General features: G+C 59.7%; 15 protein-coding genes. 6 read left to right on the forward strand and 9 right to left on the reverse strand.

What is annotated here, in order from left to right:
• Positions 1–36: 36 nt before the first annotated feature.
• The 8 genes from B9Z41_RS00850 to B9Z41_RS00885 form a co-directional block, all read right to left on the reverse strand.
• Complete coding sequence (locus tag B9Z41_RS00850) at positions 37–786, reverse strand: class II aldolase/adducin family protein (protein ID WP_100144053.1); 750 nt, start codon at positions 784–786, stop codon at positions 37–39.
• 26 nt (positions 787–812) lie between these two features.
• On the reverse strand, positions 813–1,853 hold the full coding sequence (locus B9Z41_RS00855) for a tripartite tricarboxylate transporter substrate binding protein (RefSeq protein ID WP_143474126.1): 1,041 nt from the start codon (positions 1,851–1,853) through the stop codon (positions 813–815).
• Between the two features lie 26 nt (positions 1,854–1,879).
• Complete coding sequence (locus B9Z41_RS00860) at positions 1,880–2,650, reverse strand: substrate-binding domain-containing protein (protein WP_100144058.1); 771 nt, start codon at positions 2,648–2,650, stop codon at positions 1,880–1,882.
• Positions 2,651–2,668: 18 nt separating this feature from the next.
• A complete protein-coding gene (locus tag B9Z41_RS00865; protein ID WP_100145047.1) occupies positions 2,669–3,763 on the reverse strand; it encodes an alpha/beta hydrolase in 1,095 nt (364 codons plus the stop codon).
• A gap of 95 nt (positions 3,764–3,858) precedes the next feature.
• Positions 3,859–4,344 (reverse strand): cupin domain-containing protein, encoded by a 486-nt coding sequence (locus B9Z41_RS00870; RefSeq protein WP_100144060.1) that lies wholly within the window; start codon positions 4,342–4,344, stop codon positions 3,859–3,861.
• Between the two features lie 25 nt (positions 4,345–4,369).
• Entirely contained in the window at positions 4,370–5,335 is a 966-nt protein-coding gene (locus B9Z41_RS00875; RefSeq protein ID WP_158236104.1) for a tripartite tricarboxylate transporter substrate binding protein, read from the reverse strand.
• Between the two features lie 29 nt (positions 5,336–5,364).
• The gene (locus B9Z41_RS00880) at positions 5,365–6,213 is read right to left on the reverse strand and encodes an alpha/beta fold hydrolase (RefSeq protein ID WP_100144064.1); all 849 of its coding nucleotides are present in this window, start codon (positions 6,211–6,213) and stop codon (positions 5,365–5,367) included.
• A 75-nt stretch (positions 6,214–6,288) separates the two neighbouring features.
• Positions 6,289–6,813 carry a heme-binding protein gene (locus tag B9Z41_RS00885; RefSeq protein ID WP_100144066.1) on the reverse strand — a complete coding sequence of 175 codons (525 nt, stop codon included), beginning with the start codon at positions 6,811–6,813 and terminating at the stop codon, positions 6,289–6,291.
• A 73-nt stretch (positions 6,814–6,886) separates the two neighbouring features.
• Here B9Z41_RS00885 and B9Z41_RS00890 point away from each other — a divergent pair, with 73 nt between their 5' ends.
• Positions 6,887–7,879, forward strand: coding sequence for a tripartite tricarboxylate transporter substrate binding protein (locus B9Z41_RS00890; RefSeq protein ID WP_100144068.1), 993 nt, complete (start codon positions 6,887–6,889; stop codon positions 7,877–7,879).
• Between the two features lie 24 nt (positions 7,880–7,903).
• On the forward strand, positions 7,904–8,872 hold the full coding sequence (locus B9Z41_RS00895) for a tripartite tricarboxylate transporter substrate binding protein (protein ID WP_100144070.1): 969 nt from the start codon (positions 7,904–7,906) through the stop codon (positions 8,870–8,872).
• On the opposite strand, the gene B9Z41_RS00900 is transcribed toward B9Z41_RS00895, so the two are convergent.
• Positions 8,873–10,837 (reverse strand): YhgE/Pip domain-containing protein, encoded by a 1,965-nt coding sequence (locus tag B9Z41_RS00900; protein WP_100144072.1) that lies wholly within the window; start codon positions 10,835–10,837, stop codon positions 8,873–8,875.
• Positions 10,838–11,025: 188 nt separating this feature from the next.
• On the opposite strand from B9Z41_RS00900, the gene B9Z41_RS00905 reads away from it, so the two are divergent.
• From B9Z41_RS00905 to B9Z41_RS00920, 4 genes are all read left to right on the forward strand, one after another.
• Positions 11,026–11,640 (forward strand): LON peptidase substrate-binding domain-containing protein, encoded by a 615-nt coding sequence (locus B9Z41_RS00905; protein ID WP_100144074.1) that lies wholly within the window; start codon positions 11,026–11,028, stop codon positions 11,638–11,640.
• Between the two features lie 187 nt (positions 11,641–11,827).
• The gene (locus tag B9Z41_RS00910; protein ID WP_233202447.1) at positions 11,828–12,433 is read left to right on the forward strand and encodes an LON peptidase substrate-binding domain-containing protein; all 606 of its coding nucleotides are present in this window, start codon (positions 11,828–11,830) and stop codon (positions 12,431–12,433) included.
• A 606-nt stretch (positions 12,434–13,039) separates the two neighbouring features.
• Positions 13,040–18,355 (forward strand): DEAD/DEAH box helicase, encoded by a 5,316-nt coding sequence (locus tag B9Z41_RS00915; protein ID WP_100144078.1) that lies wholly within the window; start codon positions 13,040–13,042, stop codon positions 18,353–18,355.
• Between the two features lie 24 nt (positions 18,356–18,379).
• Positions 18,380–21,223, forward strand: coding sequence for a helicase-related protein (locus B9Z41_RS00920; RefSeq protein ID WP_100145049.1), 2,844 nt, complete (start codon positions 18,380–18,382; stop codon positions 21,221–21,223).
• Positions 21,224–21,226 lie beyond the last annotated feature (3 nt).

Below are 21,226 nucleotides of genomic sequence, written 5' to 3' on the forward strand. Positions count from 1 at the left end.
AGTCGGTCAGGCAGAGGTGGGTCAGGCCGAGGTGGGTTAGGCCGAGGTGGTTTTGGGCTGTGCCGCTTCAGCGGCCAGGCGGGGCAACCATTGGGTGCGCCACAGATCCCACGAGCGGGCGTAGGCTTGCCACGACAAGGCCTCTACCTCAGCGTCGTCGAGGTACACCACCTCGTCCACCTGCCCGGGCGATTGCAGGGCTTGCATCTGCATGGCTTGCAGTTGCATCTTGGCGTTGTGGTCGAGGTAAATGGTGCGCCCCACGGCAATGGCCAAACTCGCACCCACCACCACCGAGCCATGGCCGCGCATGAGCGCAGCGGGGTGGTTCCCCAGTTTCTGCGCCAAGGACTGGCCCAGCTGGCTGTTGCGCACCAGCATGTCGCTGCCGCGTTGTGCGTCGCGGATGTCCCAGGTGGGAATGCCTTCGCCAATGAAGGCCGCCAAATGAAATATCGGTCGCAGCCGACAGCCGGTGCAACTGAAGGGCACCACCGCATGCGAGTGGTTGTGCACGATGGCGTGCACATCGGGCCGCGCTTTGTAAATCTCGCCGTGGATGTAGCGCTCGTTGTAGGCCGCCGGGCCACCGTCTTGGATGCGGTGGCTGTCGAGGTCAAACTCCAGCAAGTCGACTTCGGTGATCAGCTCGGGCGCCACGGCGCGGGCCATCCAGTAACGGTCAGGCGAGGTCTCGCTGCGCACACTCACATGCCCGTAGGCGTCAATCACGCCGTGCTCGGCACAGGTGCGCGAAGCAATGACCAAATCTTGTAACAAACTCATGGTGTCTCTCTGTCAGGTGTGGGTGTTCAGTCTGCTTGGATGTGGGCGGTGCTGACCACTTGCTTCCAGCGTGTCACTTCTCGCGACAGCAGCTGCCCCAGGCGCTCGGGTTTGCCGCCTGCCGGGCTGAGTCCGTGTTTGGTCATGGCCTCGCGCACCTCGGGCAGTTGCAGCAAGGTGTTGAAGTCGCCATTGAGTTTGGCCACCACCTCCGGCGGTGTGCCCGCTGGCGCGAAGATGCCGTACCAGGTGTCCACCACCAAGTTGGGATAGCCCAACTCTTTGAGGGTGGGCACTTTGGGGAACACCGCAGAGCGCTCGTCGCTCATCACGGCCAGCATCTGCAATTGCCCACTCTGAATCAAGCTGCTGGTGGTTTGCAGCGCCACGATGCTGGCTTGCACATGGCCTCCCATCAAATCTGTCATGGCACCCGCTGCGCCTTTGTAGGGCACATGGCTCATGCTGGCGCCGGTTTCTTGCAGCAGCAAGGCCATGGCCAAGTGCTGCACCACCCCGTTGCCGGGCGAGGCGTAGTTGAGCTGACCCGGTTTGGCTTTGACCAGGGCCAGCCATTCGTTGAAGTTCTTCACGCCCAATTGCGGTGGCACGACCAAGGCCAGGGCACTGGTGGCCATCAAGGCCACCGGCTCGAAACTTTTGATCGGGTCAAACGGCAGCTTGGCGCGCAGGGCTTGCACCGTGCCGTGCGAGGTGGCGGTGAACAGCAAGGTGTGGCCGTTGGCCGCAGACTTGGCCACGGCTTCTGAGCCAATCGCACCCGACGCGCCCACGCGGTTGTCGGTCACCACGGGCACGCCCCAGCGCTCGCTGAGTTTTGTGCCCATCAAACGTGCCATCGCGTCCGCCGAGGTGCCGGTGGAGAACGGCACCACCAGCGTCACCGCGCGGTTGGGGAAACTGGCACTGGGTGTTTGGCTCCAGGCCGCTGTGGCGCTGGCCAGCCACAGACCCAGCAAGCAGAACTTGGCCACACGCCCTGCGGTGCGCGTGGCGGGTGGTGTGCGGTGTTGAGCGTGGTGTGTAGTGGGGGATGTGATGTGCATGGCCACAGACTTCAAGGGAATGGCGTTCAACGCGCCTCGACGAAGGGCTCAATGCCAATCGGGCGCAAGGTCAGGTCTGCCGGTGGGCTGGTCATGAAGCGCACCAAGGCTTGCGCCTCTGCCGGGTGGGCGCTGCGCGTGGCAACCGCTGCGGCAAAACCAATCCAGGTTTGCAGTTCGTCGGGAATCAAGCCCACCACCTGCACACCGGGCACACCGTACATGCGCGAGGCGACCACCACCACCATGTCCACCTCGCCGCGCGCCACGCCCTCGACGTTGTACTCGCCCGACATGGGGCGCATGCGGGGTTTCATCTCGGCTTCAAGCCCCAAGCGTTGAATGAGGCTTTCAAAATAAATGCCACTGGCCCCTTCGCCGGGATACGCCACCGAGCGTGTTGCGAGCAAGGTTTTTTTGAAGCCCTCCACGCTGCGAATGTCGGGCAAGGGTGCACCTTGGCGAATGCCCACGCCTAGCCCAATGCGCCCAATCACCCGGCGTGTATCAGCCCGCACCTGACCGCTTTGGATGACTTGGTCCAGTGTGGGTGGGTTGAGCACCGTGACGTCAAAGGCTTCACCGTCTTGGATTTTTTTCTTGGCCCGTGGATTCACCGCAAACTCCACCGCCACCTTGTGCCCGGTGGCGGCTTCGAATTGTTGGCACAAGGCGATGACGGCAGGGCGCGAGCCGTTGCCGCTGAGCACTTTGAGTTCGACCGCTTGGGCCGATGCAGACAGCGCCATCAGCACCGTCGCGAGCAGGCGTGCGCCCTGTGTGGTGAAGCGTGTCATACAACGTCGATCATGAATTCAGCGGGCCAAATGGCGGTCAAAAAATTGGGCGATGTCGGTGAACGCTTCGCGGGTTTCTGGGGCGTCGGCGTTGAAGCCGTATTGCGCATGCGACTGACCTTCGTACACATTCAAATCGGCCACCACGCCCGCGCGGCGTAGTTTGCGGTGGGTGCGCACGGTGTTGGAGAGAAACAAGTCACGCGTGCCACTGGTCAGAATGGTGGGCGGAAAGTGTGAGAAGTCACCATAGATGGGCGACAGCTGGGGGTCTTTCAAATCGCGGCCATTGGCGTACAACAGAGCCGCGCGTCCGAGCCAGCCGTCCCAGGTGACCAGCACGTTGTCCACCCATTCGTTGGTTTCGTAGGTGTCGCCAATCTTGGCAATGTCCGACCATGGTGTGCCGGGCGCAATGGCCGCAGGCAAGGCCACTTTTTCGTCTTTGGCACGCAGCACCAGCGACAAGGTCATGGCACCCCCGGTGGAGGTGCCAAACACGGCCATGTGTTTGGCCGAGTGTTTTTTCAGCAGTTCTTTCCACACTGCCATGGCGTCATCCATGGCCGCGGGGTAGGGATGATCGGGCGGCATGCGGTAGTCCACCGACACCACGGTGTAGCCGCCAAAGCTGGCCAGCAACAGGGCTTCAGGCAAGGCCGACTCGCCGGGGCCAAACACATAGCCACCGCCGTGCACATGCATCAACACGCGGTTTTTGTTTTTCGATACGGGGTGTTTGGGTGTCACCACAAATACCGGCACGCCCGCCATCTGCGTGGCTTGCACCGTGACGCCTAATTTCTCTTTCAAAGCAGGCAGGCCCGCCACCACCAAGGCTGCACGGCGGTTGACCAGCTCTTTCCATTCGGCAGGGTTTTTCGGGTCGGCGTTGAAGTGGGGTGGGTAGGGCGCCGCGATCATGGCCTGCATGGCGGGGCTCACGTCGCTTGACGGCGGCGGGCTCACATGCGCAGGTGACTTGCGCGCACCTGCTTGTGCGTTGGCTGCACCTTGTGCGACAGCCAGCTCTGCGTAGCCTGCGGGTTGTGCGTGCAGGCCGAAAGACAAGAGGCTGCCTAACAGCAGCCCCCAGAGAGAAAGTTTTGTCATGGCGATGTCTCCTGTGCGTGTGGTTTTTGTGGGCCTGAGCATTCTTGGCTCAGATCACCCAGGTCAAAAGCACGTAGGAGACAGCGTGTCAGGCGTCAACCAAAAGCGTTGAGCGTTTTGCCACCGGCTTGCACCGGGTTGGCATGAATCAAGATCACGGCCATCACACAGGGCTCGGTACCACGGTTGATCCAGTTGTGCACAGTGCCGCGTTGCACCATCACATCGCCTTGCTTGAGGTGCACTTCTTCGCCGCTTTCCAGCTCCATGTCGATCTCGCCCGACATCACCACGATGTAGTCGATGCTGTCGGTGCGGTGCACGCGCTGCTCAACGCCGGGATGAAAGTCCAAGATGCGAAACACGGTGCCGTTTTCGATCATGGTGAACTTGCCGGGACGTTGGCCCTTGTCGTCTTGCGACGAGTTGTCGGCAGGCGCGGTGTCGGTGGTCCAGATGTTGCAAATCTGGCCGTTGGGTCGGCCCTCTTTGAAATGGGTGCAGACCTCGTCAATCTTGACGATGGCTTTGCCTTGGTCGTCGTGGCCCGTGACCACGCGGCGGATGCTGGGTGTCTTCATGGTGTCTCTCCGTCAATGTTGTGTGTTATTCGGCTTTGATCTTGGCGTCTTTGATCACGCGGCCCCACTTGGCGACCTCGGACTTGATGTAGCTGGCAAATTCCTCAGAGCTTGACCCGCCCAGTTCATAACCCAGGCTCAAGGCCTCGGCTTTGAAGGCGGGCGCTTCCATGATGGCGCTGACTTCAGCCTGCAAGCGTTGGATGATGGGCTTGGGCGTGCCCGCTGGCACAAACAAACCGTTCCAGCCGGAGGCTTCCGCATCGGGCAAACCGGCTTCAGCCAGCGTGGGCACCTCGGGCAAGATGGGGATGCGACGCGCACCCGCCACACCCAAGGCCACCAACTTGCCCGAGCGGATGTGCTGGGCCACCACCACGGGGGCCAAGTAGGCGGTGGCCACGTGGCCGGCCATCAGGTCGGGCAGCTCAGCGCCAATGGCTTTGTAGGGAATCTCACGCACAGTGAGGCCAGCCATCATGTTGATCTTCACACCCAGCAACTGCGTGATGGAGCCAGTGCCGCCCGAGGCAAAGGTCAACAACTGCGGTTGGCTTTTGGCCAAGGCCAAATACTCTTTCCACGTCTTCACGCCAAGGCTTGGGTGGGCCACCATCACCAGCGGTGTGCTGGTGAGCAAGGTCACGGGAATGAGGGCTTCGTTCAAACGGCAGCAGGCATCGTTGGTCAAGATGTCGTTGAGCGAGTTGTTGATGTTGGCGTGAAACAGCGTGTGGCCATCGGGCGCCGAACGGGCCGCTTCACGTGCGCCAATGGCGCTGTTGCCACCGGGGCGGTTTTCCACCACCACCGACTGCCCAAACTTGTCGGCCAAGCCAGGCGTGAGCTTGCGGGCAAACACGTCCACGGCGCTGCCAGGGCCTGCGGGTTCGATGATGCGCACCGTTTTGCTGGGGTAGTTTTGTGCCCAGGCACTGTGCAGCAGCAGGCCGCAGACCGCGGCCAAACAGAGTTGTTTCAAAGACTTCACATCGATCTCCTCGAACGGTCAATACAGGTTCAGTGGGCACGCGCTTCGACGCGGTGCATGAAGTCGGCCAGCGCTTGTGCCAGCTCGGGCTCTTGCTCAGACCACGCGGAGAACGGCAGCAGCGGCACGTCTTGGTCTTCAATCGGCAGGTTGTAGAGCTCGCTGCCAGGAATCAACTCGGCGGCGGCAATGCCATTGACCGAGGCATGTGTGTTGTCGTTGCCGGGCACCACCAAGGTGGGCACCTGGATGGAACGCAGCGCCTCGTCGGTCATGCCCAACACGGGCTTGCGGGGCCCTTGCAAAAAGATATCCAGCCAATGGCTCATGACCCGGATGTAGTGGGCCGGGTCCATGTTCATCAAGTAGTCCAGGTTCTTGGGGTTGGCCTTGATGCGCTCTTGGTATTGCTCGGTCGCGCACACCGCGGCCATGCCGCCTTCTTGGGCCGCGCGGATGAACTGTTTGTAGTACATCTCGGGCAAGCGTCCGGCTGCAAAGTCACCGCCGGTGATGCGCATCAGCAGCAGGCCTTTGACATCTTTGGGGTGGCGCAAGTACACCAGCATGGACATGCGTGCGCCGGATGAGGTGCCACCAATGTAGGCGGGCAGGGCATTGAGGTGTCCCAGCAAGGCGATCAAATCGTCGGCTGCAATTTCTTCTTCACCTTCTTGGCCGTCAATCACCACATCGGAGGCGCCCGTGTTGCGTCGGTCATGCAGCACCACGCGAAAACCTTTGGCCGCGAGTTTGTGTGCAAAGGGAATGAACTCGGCGTAGCCACGGCGCCCACCGGTGGTCAACGCCACGTAGGGGCCGCTGTCGCCCACCACCTCATAGTTCATGTTGAAGCCACGGATATTCAAAATAGGCATGCTGTGTTCGCTCAGTCAAAAAGATGCGAGAGTGTCCATGAAATAAAACGCTGCCGTGTCGCCTACGCGGCACGCTCAGAGCTTGCCCGTGTCGAGGCCTGCTTTGCGGTACAGCGCTTCGATGTGCTGCCTGACTTCGGGCGGTGTGGCATCGTTTTGCGCACGGTGTGCCCAGCCCACTTTTTCGCGTGCATAGATGGCCATGATCTCGTCTTGGTCCGAGGTGCCACCGCTCACGCCATAGGCCCCTACCATCTCGTCGCCTTTGAAGATGGGTGCGCAGCCGCCCGACACCACCACCTTGCCGCCCGTGAAGATGGAGGCGTTGATCAGCATTTGGGGGTTGCGTTCTTTGAACCATTGCTGAATGGCCAAGCCGTCTGGAAAGCGCGGGCTCATCGAGCGAAAAGCCGCCACGGTGAAGGCTTTGCTGGTGGCAATGTCGGGGGTGATGAAGCCCGCGTCGTCCATGCGCTCAAGCGCCAACAAGTGGCCCTCGGCGTTGACCACGGCAATGGCGACCGGCACTTTCATGTCGAGCGCCTTGGCTGAAACGGTTTGGATGAATTCGCGGCATTCTGCAATTTTGAGTTTGGGCATGGCGGTGTAAAAAAAGTAAGGAGACTAAAAATATTCTAGGATCGTAGTCATAACCACAACGCAGAGAGACAACATGAATACCCTTAGGCATCACCTGGGCGACACCTCACGCCGCGCATGGCTGGTCGGTCTGTGGCTGGCCTGTGCCGCCAGCGCGTGGGGGCAAAGCAGCTACCCCTCTAAGCCCATCAAACTGGTGGTGGGTTTCCCCAGTGGCAGCTCGGCCGATGTGACAGCGCGCATCCTGGCACGCAAACTCGGCGACACCTTGGGCCAAGCGGTGGTGGTGGACAACAAGCCTGGTGCCAGCAGCAACATTGCCACCGACGGTGTGGTGCGTGCCCCTGCGGATGGTTACACCTTGTTGCTGGGTTCGGTGGCCAACACCATCAATGCGGGCATGGGCAAAAGCCTGCCCTTCAACTTTGCGACCGACTTGGCCCCCATCACCCTGGTGTCGAGTTTGCCCAATATCTTGGTAGTGCATCCCTCACTGGGCGTGAGCAGCGTGCAAGAGTTGGTGGCTTTGGCCAAAACCAAACCGGGCGCGATTGACTTTGCGTCGTCGGGCAACGGCACCTCGCCGCATTTGTCGGGCGAATTGTTCAACCTGATGGCGGGCGTCAAGCTCAGCCATGTGCCTTACAAGGGCAGTTCGCAAGCCATGACCGATGTGTTGTCGGGCTTGGTGCCAGTGATGTTTGCGCCCGCGTCCACTGCGTTGCCGCACATCCAAAGCGGCGCACTCAAGGCCTTGGCGGTGACCAGTGCGCAACGCTCGGCCATTGCGCCCAAGTTGCCCACCATCAGCGAGTCGGGCTTGAGTGGTTACGAAACCTCGGTGTGGTTTGGTGTGCTGGTGCCGCAACTCACACCGCGTGATGTGCAAGACAAGTTGTCGCAAGCCATCAACCAGTCGATTCAAGCGCCCGAGATCAAACAACAACTGCTGAGCCAAGGCATTGATGCCTTGGGTGGCACCCGTGCGGACTTCGCCAAATACATGGCCGCAGAAACCGACAAATGGGAAAAGCTCATCAAAGCTTCAGGTGCCAAATTCGACTGACCTTTTCATTCAGTGAGGTGTCTTATGCGAAAGTTGTTTCACAAGAGGTGGGTGGTGTTGGCCGTGTGGTTGGGCTGTGTCTGTGCTTATGCAGAGTACCCCGACAAACCCATTCGCATGATCGTGCCGCAAGCCCCAGGCAGCGCCACCGACACGGCAGCGCGCATTTTGGCCAGTGAGCTCACAGTTCAACTCGGGCAAACCATCGTGGTGGAGAACCGACCCGGCGGCGGCTTCACCATTGGGCTGGACATGGTGGCCAAAGCGCCGCCCGATGGTTACACCATCGGCTTGGGCCCAGTGGGGGCCATGGCCATCAGCCCCAACATGATGGCCAAGTTGCCCTACGACATTGACAAAGATTTCCAACCCGTGGCCTTGGTCACGCGCGGTCATTTGCTGTTGGCGGTCTCGCCCAATTTGCCGGTCAACAGCGTGGCCGAGTTGATGGCCTATGCCAAGAAAAATCCGGGCAAGCTCACCAACGCGTCATCATCCAATGGCTCGCCCGGCCATGTGGGCGGTGAGTTGTTCAAACTCATGACCGGCACGCAGATCGTGCACGTGCCCTACAAGGGTGGCGCACTCGCGATCAACGATTTGATGAGCGGACAAGTCGATGTGCTGTTTGAAAGCCTCAACTCCATCGCACCCCATGCACGCTCGGGCAAGGTCAAAGCCTTGGGCGTGAGTGGCGCGCGCCGCTCGCCAGGGTTTCCCAACATTCCCACCATTGCTGAGGCCGGTGTGCCGGGCTTTGATGCACCCACTTGGACCGGCGTGTTTGCACCCGCCGGTTTGCCCAAGCCGGTGCTGGACAAACTCAATCTGGCTACCAACCGCGCCATTGCATCGTCCACCTTCAAAGAACGCTTTGGCGTGATTGGCGACGAGCCTGCAGGAGGTACGCCAGAAGAGTTGGGGGACTTGCACAAACGCGAGTTGGCCAAGTGGCGCGATGTGGTCAAACGCTCGGGCGCCCAGTTCGATTGACTACACATCCAGCAGCGGGCGCATGCGTCGCACAGGCACAAAGCGCCACTGCCCCACAAAACAGGCCACCCATGCACTGGCCACACCCCAGCACAGCGTCACCAGCATGGGGGTGTACCAATCACCTTCAAATGCATGGAACATGCAGGCCTTCACGCCCATCACCACCCAGGTCATGGGCAACCAGGGGCTGATTTGTGCGTACAAGCTGCCACTGAGTTCCACGGGCAATAGCCCGCCAGATGCAGACACCTGCAAGGCCAGAAACAACATCGCCAGCGCTTTGCCTGCATCGCCAAAGGCGCGCGTGAGTGCATACACAATGCACACGAAGGTGAGCGACGCCAGCGCCAGCATGACGGCCAAGATAGCGGGATGCTGAACGCTGATGCCCAGCACCCAACACACCGTGAGCAGCACCAAGGTCGCCTGCAACAAACACACCGAAGCCGGCACCGAAACCTTGCCTAAGAACTGGGCCCATGGCGAAAAACTTTGCGCCATGCGAGGCAACAAACGCAGGTGAACCAAAAATGCGGCAATGCCTGCACCCAGCCACAGCGACACCGGAATGATGTTGGGTGCAAAGCCACTGCCGTGGTTGGCCACTTCGGCATCAACTTCCAGAATCGGCGTGACGGAATGTGCCAGGCCTTCTGGGCTGCCTTCGATCGAGCCTACCGCGCTGGGCAATTCTTGCGTCATCAAGTCAATGCCGGCTGACAGGTAGTGCGAACCTTCGCGCAGGCGTTGCAAGCCGTCATGCAGTTGGCTGGTGCCGCGAGCCAGTTCAAGCGAGCCATTGCGCAGTTGATCCAGTTGGCTGTCTTCGGGCAGTTTGCCCGTCATGCTGCGCAGGCCAGCGCGCATGTCGCGAACCCCAAAAGTGAGCGTGCGAATTTTGTTGCTGAGGGTGGTGGCACCTTGGCTGAGTTTTTGTTGGCCTTCTTGGGCTTGCCCCAAACCTTGGTCAAGTTGTTCGGCACCCTGACGCACGCGGTCAAGCCCATCGGCCACGGCCGATGGCACAAACACATTGCTGTCGGCTTCGGTCTTGAAGTGGCTCACGCTCTGTGCCATGCGCTGGCTGCCCAGTCGCAGTTCTTGCAGTCCCTTGTCGAGCTCTTGGTGCCCACTGGCCAGTGCTTCTGCGCCTGTGCGAAGGTTACGCACATCGTCGATGGGGGGCAGGCTGGCTTCCATGGATCGGATGCCGCCGCCGAGTTGCGCTGTGCCGTCGGCCAGTCGTTGCACGCCATCTTGCAAACGTGTCGCTCCTTGGTGCAAGCCCACGCTGCTGAGCTCGGCTTTGCTGGTGCCGTTGGCCAACTCCAGTGCGCCGTTGCGCAGCTGTGTCATGCCCGAGCGCAGGCGATCCACACTTTGTTGTGAGCCTGCACTGGCACTGAGCACCAGTGACCAACGCTGCTCATTGAGGGTTTGATTGACCTCTTCACCCAGTGCTTTGGCAAACTGTGATGCCAAGACAGAGCTCTCATAGTTGTTGCCCGCCGAGGTGTACACCACCAAGCGTCCTTGCCCAGCTTGCAAGCCCGGTACGGCATTGGCGCTGAAGTCACGCGGAATGATGAGGGCAAAAGCCAGTTTTCCTTGGCGCACCCGTTCACGAGCCTGGGCTTCGTTGTCGAAGTTTTGATAGCCCAGTTGCTTTTTGTGTTGCAACCCGCTGATCAAGTCGTTGCCGATGTTGAGTGTTTTTTCACGGTAGGTGAAGCCTTGGTCCAAATTCACCAAGCCCACAGGCAATGAGGTGGACCGAGCCGACGGGTCCCACACGCTGGAGAGGTAAATCAGCAGGTAGATCGAGGGAATGATGGCCACCACCAAAGCCGCCAGCCGTAGCTTGGCCTCGCGCTGGAAATGACTGAACTCGACATGGGCCACCCACCGAGTTTGTGTGAGCAGATGTTTCAACCGGGCACGGCGACTGACGCTGTGTGACATAGGGTATTAACCGTTTCGAGGAGTGTCGCTGTGATTTTTGCAGCTTTTAGAATTCTCTTAGGCTGCTAAGTTCATATATTTTTGACATGCTAACAGCGATCCCTTGGCGCTTATGTTCCACAAATCAAGATGAAGGAATACATTTGGGGCCTGTGTCCGACAGGGAGCCAACGGTGAACACAAACCTCATGACGGAAGTGCCTTTGTTTCCTTTGGGAACGGTGTTGTTTCCAGGGGGGCGCTTGCCACTGCAAATTTTTGAAGTGCGTTACCTCGACATGGTGGGTCATTGTCATCGCGAGGGCTTGCCTTTTGGTGTGGTCTCGCTCATACACGGTGGCGAAGTTCGAAAAGCCGGAGACGAAGACCAAGCGCCCGAGATTTTTCAAAATATCGGCACCATGGCACGCATCAGTTCATGGGAGGCCCCGCAACCAGGCTTGATGCGCATTGATTGCGTGGGTGAGCAGCGCTTCAAAGTGCTCGGACAACGCAAGCTCAAACATGGGCTGTGGGTGGGCGATGTGGAACGCCTGGAGGCAGACCAAACCGTGACGGTGCCTGACGACTTGGTGCATGTGGCGCAACAACTTGAGCGCTTGATTCAACACCTCCAGGCGAGGGTGATCAGCCCCGAGCAATTTCCTATTGCCACACCTTTTGCTTTGGACGACTGTGGCTGGGTGGCCAACCGATGGAGCGAGTTGTTGCCCCTGCCTCCCGCCATGAAACAAAACCTGCTGGCGCTCGACAGCCCATTGATGCGGCTGGAGTTGATTGCTGATTTTTTAGAGCAAGTTTGAGGTTCGCGCTCAGTTATTACGCATAGAAGTTATCTCTATTTGGTCAGCCGCTTGCGTTTAAATAGTTTCAAGTCGGGCTCAATGTTTTCCGGGATGTGACGAAACCATAGATTGGGGACGCCTGTTGCGTGCTCCAGGTTTCTTGACAACGATGGAGTTCACAGTGGACACAAACCTGATGACTGAGATGCCGCTGTTTCCATTGGGCGCGGTGCTCTTTCCAGGTGGGCACTTGCCGCTGCAAATTTTTGAAGAGCGTTACCTTGACATGGTGGGGCGCTGCCTGCGCAAGGGTTTGCCCTTTGGTGTGGTGTCACTCACCGAGGGCGGTGACGTTCGCAAGCGTGGCGACGCAGGGCACGCCCCTGAAATTTTCAAAAGCATTGGCACCATGGCACGCATCACTGCCTGGCAATCGCCACACCCAGGCCTGATACGCATTGACTGCGTGGGCGAACAGCGCTTTCAGGTGCTGGGGCAACGCAAGCTCAAACACGGCCTTTGGTTGGGTGATGTCGAGCGCCTGGCCGCAGATCAAGTGGTGGCCGTGCCCGACGACTTGGTGCATGTGGCGCAGCAACTGGAAAGTTTGATTCAGCGCATGCAGGCAGAGGCATCCAGCCCGCAGCCATTGCGCGCGACCACACCGTTTGCATTTGACGACTGCGGTTGGGTTGCCAACCGTTGGTGTGAGTTGCTGCCCCTGCCGCACGCCATGAAGCAAAACCTGCTGGCGCTTGACAGCCCTTTAGTGCGCTTGGAGTTGATTGCAGATTTTTTAGAGCGGGGTTGAGTCGTTTGGGTGGCTTGTTAGGGTTAGGTCGCTTTTTTTCGCATTCGTTTGGCTGCTTGGTACTGACGCTCGAAATCTGCCGCATCAAAACCATCATTACGCTTTAAGAGGCTGACATTTAACCAAGCGGTATCCTCATTCTGAAGTGCGGAGTATGTAGACTCTAAAGCAGTTAGTTATTGGGCTCCTTGTGCAGGCTCATTACTTTCACATCAATGTCACGACGCAACAGCTCTGCGAAACAGCCATTGTGCTGCCCAGGCTTAACAACTTGTGCAAAGCGCATGACCATCTCCCCTAGCAGTCTTCGAAAAAATTTCGTTTTATGCTCAGTGTTCGAAGTGGTCGTACTCGCACGCTGGTGCGCCGATCTGTGCGTTCAATGGTTAAGACGTCGATGAGGTTGTGGGTTTTGTATTCGCCATGTTTACATGATGTATCGGGCACAGTGCGAACTTCTAGCGGTCAAGTCCGATCAAGTTGGGTCGATCGTGCTTTTACCTGCAATCGGCTTTGAAAGCATTCTTCCGCCTTGGGTAAGATGCCCTGAAGGATCATCAAAAATTGATAGAGCCTGCGGTTACTGATAAGCAGGAAGGGGAGTTCATGGATGTTTTTGACCTGAGGAAACAGGTAGTTGACGACTACGCCAGCTTTGCGCGCTCATTCACGCAAATACGCGCCGCTGACTTGAAGGCTCAGATTGACGCCATCTACGCGCAAGACAAGTTCTGGCCTGAGCCATTGCTCCAAATCACCCCGTACTACGAACCCGGTGGCAACGTAGATGCCCTGGCTGCCGATGGCTCCATAGACCCCACCACCGCGCAAATCTTCCGGATTCCCGCTGCTCCTGAGCAGCCGCTCAACCTCTACACCCATCAAGTCCAAGCGCTGACCGCCGCCAATCAGGGGCGCAGCTATGTTGTGACCACCGGTACGGGTTCCGGCAAATCGCTTTGCTTCTTCATACCGGTGATTGACGCCATCCTGCGCGCCAAGAAGACCGACAACACCAAGCGCACGCGCGCCATCATCGTGTACCCGATGAACGCGCTGGCCAACAGCCAAATGGAGGAGCTGGACAAGTTCCTCAAACACCTGGCCCCCGCACAGCCCATTACGTTCGCGCGCTACACCGGCCAGGAGGGTGACGAAGCCCGCCGCGACGTGGCATCGAACCCGCCAGACATCTTGCTGACCAACTTCATGATGCTGGAATACCTGATGACGCGTCAGGATGAGACGGATCGAAAGGTCATCGGCCACTGCCAAGACTTGCAATTCCTGGTGCTCGACGAGCTGCACACCTACCGTGGCCGCCAGGGTGCCGACGTTGCGCTTTTAGTGCGCCGCATTCGCGCATTGCTGGCCCCTAGTGGATTGCAGTGCATCGGCACGTCCGCCACCATGGCTAGTGGCTCTGATGAAGATCGTCGTTCTGCCGTGGCCACGGTTGCCAGCAAGTTGTTTGGCACAGCTGTGCTTCCGTCGGATGTGATTGGCGAGACATTGATTCGGGCTACATCGCCCGAACTGCATGCAGGCACGGTGTTGGGGCCGTTGGTAGATGTGGTCAACACTGGCGTATCAGCCACCATCACGGACGCCGAGCTAGCCGTGCACCCGCTCGCCATCTGGATTGAAACCCGCCTTGGCATCACCTGGGAAGGTGCCAAATGGGTGCGTGCAAGACCGCAAACACTGCAAACAGCCACCCAATGGCTGTCAGAAGACACTGGGCAGCCGATGGACAAATGCGCTGATCTGTTGCGCAACTTCCTGCTGATATCCTCGATGGCCGAAGAGGACCGCTTGGCCGGTCACAACAGTGGCAAACGCGGCTTCTTTGCCTTCAAGCTGCACCAGTTCATATCCGGTGCCGGTGCCGCCTACGCCACCCTTGACCCTGCGGGCACCCGCACCGTAACGGTCAACGCGCAGCAATACCTGCCGAGCGCTCCTGAAAAGCGGCTGTACCCGGTTCACTTCTGCCGCGACTGTGGGCAGGAGTACCACCCAGTGTTCTTGCAGCAAGATGGCGGCTATGTGGTGCTGCCGCGCGAAATCGACGACGTGCCACCCAAGTTGAACCGCGATGCCGAAGAGCAAGCGCCCGACCGACCACGCTACGGCTTTCTGATGCCTGAGCCCCCCGATGGGTCACTGGATTTTTCCGGGAACGACGAGGACTATCCTGACTCTTGGTTGGAAGAGGACAAGCACGGCACTATCCGTCTAAAAGCGGATGCCCGCAAGAACCGGTCAGAACGCATTGCAATTGACCCCACGGGACGTGTTGGCGCTGGTGCCTATGCGTGGTTCATGCCAGGCAAGTTCCGCTTTTGCTTGGTTTGCAAGGCAGTCCATTCTGCCCAGGGCAAAGATAACAACCGCCTTGCCGCGCTGTCATCCGAAGGGCGTTCTTCGGCCACCACGCTGTTGACTCATTCGGTACTACGCTGGATGCACTCGCAGGAGTCCATACCTGCAAACCGGCGCAAGATGCTGGGGTTCAGCGATAACCGTCAGGATGCAGCCTTGCAGGCGGGGCACTTTAACGACTTCTTGTTCGTCAGCCTGTTCCGCTCGGCGTTTCTAGGTGCAGTACGCGCAGCGGGGTCGGAAGGGCTGTCAGCCGACCGGCTAGGGCAGGCCGTCTTCAAGTCTTTGGGCTTCGACCGGCCCGGTGCTCAGGGACTGCGTGATGAATGGCTGATGGACCCCGAGTTGGAAGGTGCCAACTTCATCAATGCGCAGAAGGCCATGCGCCAGGTGCTGGCCTATCGCGCGTGGTTTGACCAGCGCAAAGGCTGGCGCTACACCAACCCCAATCTGGAACAACTCGCATTAGTGCGGGTGGAATACGTGGGTCTGGAAGACTTGTGTGCCAACGAGGCCCGCTTTGCCGATGCGCCGCAGTTGCTCAAAGGTGCCTCACCCCAGATTCGCATGAACGTCTACCGCATCATTCTGGATGCTATGCGCCAAGCGCTTGCGCTAGACCCGGAAGTGCTGGACCCGTCTGAGCAAGACACGCTGCGGGGGCGCTCTATCAACACGTTGCGTGCACCGTGGGGGTTTGGTCGTGAAGAGCAGATGCGTACCGCCCGCTACCTGATGTTGTCGCCGCCCGCCCGACGCGATAACTCGATGGCTGACGAAGACAAGCTCTTACGTGCCGGTTTCCTGTCTGGCATTGGCCGCGAATTGCGCAAGCCAGATCTGTGGGGTGGGCGCTCAGAGGCGCGCCAGCTCAGGCATGGTGACTACCAGATGTTGCTCAGCCACATGCTGCGAGCTGCGGCCAAAGCCGGTTTGGTGGCAGAGGTTCCCACCCCGTTTGGTACGTCCTTGGGATGGCACCTCAAAAATGCCTGCATTGAGTTCCACGTGGGCACCGGACGGCCAGCCCGTGGTGGCATGGATAACGCCTTCTACAAGGCGTTGTACGAGAACCTGGCCGCTGCCATCAATTCGGACTATCACTACTTCGGTTTCGAAGCCCGCGAGCACACCGCCCAGGTGGACAAAGACCGCCGCGAAGCGCGTGAAATGCGCTTCCGCTTTGGTGACGAAGACCAACAGCGCTTAGCCACCAACGCGCGGCAGCTTGCCGAACTGGGGGAGCGTGGCCGCTTCCTGCCGGTGCTGTTCTGTTCACCCACCATGGAGCTAGGCGTGGACATCTCCGCGCTGAACACGGTGTACCTGCGCAATATGCCGCCTACACCTGCCAACTATGCCCAGCGCAGTGGCCGTGCCGGTCGCAGCGGCATGCCTGCGCTGGTGCTCACGTACTGCGCTGCACGCAGTCCGCATGACCAGTATTTCTTTGCTGACCCACCCGCTATGGTCCATGGCGAAGTTCGTGCCCCTACGCTGGACTTGGGCAATGAAGAGCTGGTGCGCAGCCATTTGCAAGCGGTGTGGCTTGCTGCCACCAATGCCCCCCTAAGTGCAGCAATCTCTGAAATCGTGGAGCCCAACGAACAGAAAGACTTGCCGCTGTACGAGACGGTCGTCACCGCGTTGTCGGATCCTGCAACGCCGCCCATTGCTACGCAACGCATCAAACAGGTGTTGGCATTGCTGACCGATGACCTCACACCAGAGGATGCACCTTGGTTTCAGGGCATTGATGCACTCACTGCCGACATCGTGGACAAAGCTGTCATCCGCTTTGACGATGCCTTCGACAGGTGGCGTGAACTGTTCCGCAGCGCAGCCCGCCAGCGGGACCAGTCTCGCCGCACCATGGATACGCACAACCTCCCGCAGCGCGAGCGCGATTCAGCGCGGGTGTTGCACGCTCAGGCGATTGACCAGCTGAACCTGTTGCAGCGTGGCTCCGAAAGCCTGTCCAGTGACTTCTACACTTACCGCTATCTAGCTACCGAGGCGTTCCTGCCTGGCTACAACTTCCCACGCCTGCCGTTGACGGCCTTTATTCCTGGCAGTGGTGAGCGGGGTACCAAGGGTGCCTATTTGCAGCGGCCCCGGTTCCTGGCGTTGTCCGAATTCGGCCCTCGTAGCTTGGTCTATCACGAAGGCCGCGCCTACCGCGTCACTGCGGCCCAGCTCTCCACCCGTGGCGAAGGTGCAGTGCCTGGCGGCTTACTGAACACCGATACCGCTGTGATCTGCCGCAGTTGCGGTGGTGCCCATTTCCGTTCAGACCCAGCAGACAAAGGTCGCAGCCACTGCCGCGCCTGTGGTGCTTTGCTGATGGACAACAGCGACATGGTGCTCAACCTGTACCGCATCGAAAACGTCCGCACTTCGCCCGCCGAGCGCATCACCGTCAATGACGAAGAGCGCCAACGCCAAGGGTTTGACCTGCAAACCATCTTCCGGTGGGCTCGCCGCGAGGGTGGTCAGCAAGATGTGCGCGTGGTGCGGGCCCAAGATGCCGAAGGCTCTGTGGCTACGCTTCGCTACGGTCCGGGTGCTGAAATCAGCCGTTTGAACAAGGGCCTGCGCCGTCGTGCCGACCCGGCACAGCATGGCTTTATGGTCAATCCACTCAATGGCTCATGGGCCAAGATGGACGAGGATGACGGTCGCGAGCCCGACCCCACCGTGACACCCAATCAGTCCATCGTTCCCTGGGTGATGGACCGCAAAAACGCGCTGCTGTTTCAACTTGCCGAGGAGGGCGCTTCCGAGGTCACCATAGCCACTCTGCAATACGCCATCAAGCGCGGTGTGGAGTCTGTCTACCAGTTGGAAGAGTCCGAGTTGCTGGCTGAGCCCTTGCCAGACCGCAAGACGCGCAAGGGTGTGCTGCTATACGAGGCGACCGAGGGTGGCGCAGGGGTGTTGACCCGTCTGGTTCATGACGAAAACGCGCTTGCCAACGTGGCTCGCGCTGCATTGAAGGTAATGCACTTCGACATACCACCTGTTGGACAACCACTTCCGGCGCTGGACGATTTGCATGATGTGGCGGGCACCCAATGTGTTGCGGGCTGCTACCGCTGCGTGCTGTCCTATTACAACCAGCCAGACCACCCCGTGATTGACCGCCGTGACGCTGCGGCCCGTGCTTTGTTGCTTAGGCTGGCAGCGGTGCGGACCCATTTGATGCCTGCATCCGATGAGCCTGTAAGCGCCACGGATGCAGATGTCGCACCTGCGGATGTGAGCAGCGGGACAGCCGCGTCAGTTGCCGCAAGCGTACCGAGCCAAGGCGGGTTCAGCGCCGCAACATATGGCCTGCCAGAACCTACTGCCGTGGGCAAGCCCATTGACAATACCGATGTGTTGGCACTGTGGCGTGGCCAGCGTGTTGCCTTGGTGGGTCACAACGTTGATCCCGCCCCGTTGCGTGACCGAGGTCTTGAAGTATTCGTATGGCCTGCGGACGACGCGCAGGCCCAAGCCGCTGTGGCTGCACAGTTGGCTCAAAAACTATCCTAAGGATTCGTATCAATGAGTGCTGTGATGTCTGATCCTTTGGGCTCGCACTTCCCCCCTGGGGCCTTGGTGCGCGCCCGTGGCCGTGAATGGATAGTGCTGCCTGGCAGCAGTCCCGACCGGCTGCGCTTGCGCCCCCTATCTGGCAGTGAAGCGGATGTGGCTGTTGTCTCCCCTCGATTGGAAGCTGTCCACGACCCCGTGGTGGCTGCCAACTTCCCGCCACCATCGGTTGCGCAGGCTGCAAGCCATGAAGATGCATTGTTGCTGCGTGATGCCCTGCTAATGTCCTTGCGCCGGGGTGCTGGCCCCTTCCGTAGCTTTGGGCACCTGGCATTCCAGCCGCGCGCCTACCAGTTGGTGCCCCTTCTGATGGCGCTCAAACAGGAAGTGGTCCGCCTTCTGATTGCTGATGACGTGGGTATCGGCAAAACCATCGAAGCAGGCATGATTGCCCGCGAGCTGATGGACCGTGGCGAGATAAAGCGGTTTGCGGTGCTCTGCCCACCCCATTTGGTAGAGCAGTGGGTGCAAGAGCTGGACGAGCGGTTTCACATCAAGGCGGTGGCCGTCACGGCTGCCAGCGCAGCCCGCTTGGAACGTGGTTTACCAGTCACTGACAACATATTCACCGTGCACCCGCACACCGTGGTGAGTCTGGACTTCATCAAGAGTGACCGCCGACGTGGCGACTTCGCCACCCGTTGCCCCGAATTGGTGATCGTGGATGAAGCCCACACCTGCGCAGGTAATGGCGCTGGCCGCCATCAACGTTACGACTTGCTGCGACTACTGGCTGCGGATGCCGAGAGACACATGCTGTTTCTCACGGCCACCCCGCATTCCGGCGATGAGGCCAGTTTCAACAACCTGCTAGGCCTGTTGCACCCAGACTTTTTGCAGCTTGCCACCCTGGCTGGCACTGCCCGTGACGCATTGCGCGCCCGCCTTGCGTTGCACTTTGTTCAACGCCGACGGCCCGACATTGCAGAGTGGAACGACGAGGGTGTGTTCCCACGCCGCGAAACCTCAGACTTGCCCTATTCTCTGGACGGTGCATGGGCGCATTTTTTCGACTCCGTGTTGGACTATTGCTCCGAGGTAGTGGAGCGTGCGGGCACCGACCAGCGCCGCCAGCGCCTCAATTTCTGGGGCACATTGGCACTAATGCGCAGTGCTGCCAGCAGCCCAGCGGCGGCATTGCAGTCTCTGCGTACGCGCATGTCCAACCAGATCACCGATGCTGACGAAGAGGCTTTGCGCGACCGCGTGTTTGACGGTGCAGAAGACGCCATGCCGGATGACGATGCCGAGCTACCCGCAGACAACGCCGAGCCCGCGCTGGCAGACCTGATTACCCAAGCCCAGCGCCTGGCTGCTGACGGCGGCGACCCCAAGTTGGTGGCCCTGCGCAATCACCTTGAAAAAGACTTGCTCAAACCCGGCTTTGCACCTGTGGTTTTCTGCCGCTACATTGCCACCGCGCACTACCTGTACGAACACCTCAAAAACCGTTACCCCGGTGTCACGGTGGGCATTGTTACTGGCGAACTGGCCCCCGAAGAGCGCAAGGCTGCTGTGATGGCTTTGGGGGAGGCCGACCGACCGATGCTGATTGCCACAGACTGCATGTCCGAAGGTATCAACCTGCAAGAGCATTTCAGTGCCGTCGTTCACTACGATCTGAGCTGGAACCCCACGCGCCACGAGCAGCGCGAAGGCCGGGTAGACCGTTTTGGGCAAGAGCGCCGCGTGGTGCGCGCCACGCTGATGTATGGCCGCAATAACCCGGTGGATGCCGTGGTGCTGCGCGTCATCCTGCGCAAGTCCAAGAAAATCAAGGAAGAGCTGGGCGTATCCGTGCCCCTGCCAGATGACGACCACTCATTGACCCAAGCGTTGATGCATGCAGTGTTGGGCTCGCGTCGCAATAAGAACTTAGAGCTGTTTGATTTCGAGGATATGCCGGAGGTCAAGCTGATGGATGTGGCTTGGACCGACATGGCAGAGCGCGCCAAGCGCAACCGCGCAGTGTTTGCCCAGAACCGTATCAAGCCCGAGGAAGTGCTGCCCGAGTGGAAGAAAATGCAAGCCGCCTTGGGTGACCCGCAAGACGTGCAGCGTTTTGCCCGCCGAGCCTTGCGCAGATTGGGTTCAGCGTTGGAGCCACGCAGCGCTCAGGCAGATCGTGGCTGGCGCACGCCGCTTGCAGCTTTGCCGGAAGACCTGCGGGAGCGCCTGATTGGCGAGGGCCTGCAAGGCGTGGTTGGCCTCAGTTTTACAGTGCCGCCACCCGTAGGCACCCGCTTTGTCCACCGCAGCCACCCGCTGATCAGCACATTGGCAGAAGGATTATTGGAGCGCACGCTGGCAGAAGCCGGGCTGGATGCCGACCCTGCAAATAACGATGCAGCCATGTTGGGCCGTACTGGATGCTGGGTCAGTTCTGCCGTTACCGTGCAGACGACCATTCTGTTGCTGCGCTTGCGTCATCAATTGAGCAGCCTAGATGCACGTGGGGGTGAAACCTTGCTGGTGGAAGAAGCCGCAGCCGTGGCGCTTTGTTCCGCCGATGGTGGTCAGCGGTTCGATATCACTGCGGGTGACGAGCCGCTTAGTTGGCTAGCCGCCCCACCTGCTGAAACCTTGGACGACCGCGCCCGCGAAACGCGGGTGATGAGTGCCCTGGGCCAATGGGCGCAGTGGCAACCTACTTTGGAAGCCTTTGCCCGTGAGCGTGCCAATGGCCTCTTGGCAGATCATCGCCGTGTGCGCGAAGCTGCCCGGTCGCGTGGCCGCTATGAGGTGACCCCCTTGCTGCCAGTGGACGTGATTGGTGTGTTCGTGTTGCTGCCCCCACTGGATATCTGAGCC

It is taken from the genome of Limnohabitans sp. JirII-31 (assembly GCF_002778315.1).
In the GTDB taxonomy this organism is placed as follows: Bacteria; Pseudomonadota; Gammaproteobacteria; order Burkholderiales; family Burkholderiaceae_C; genus Limnohabitans.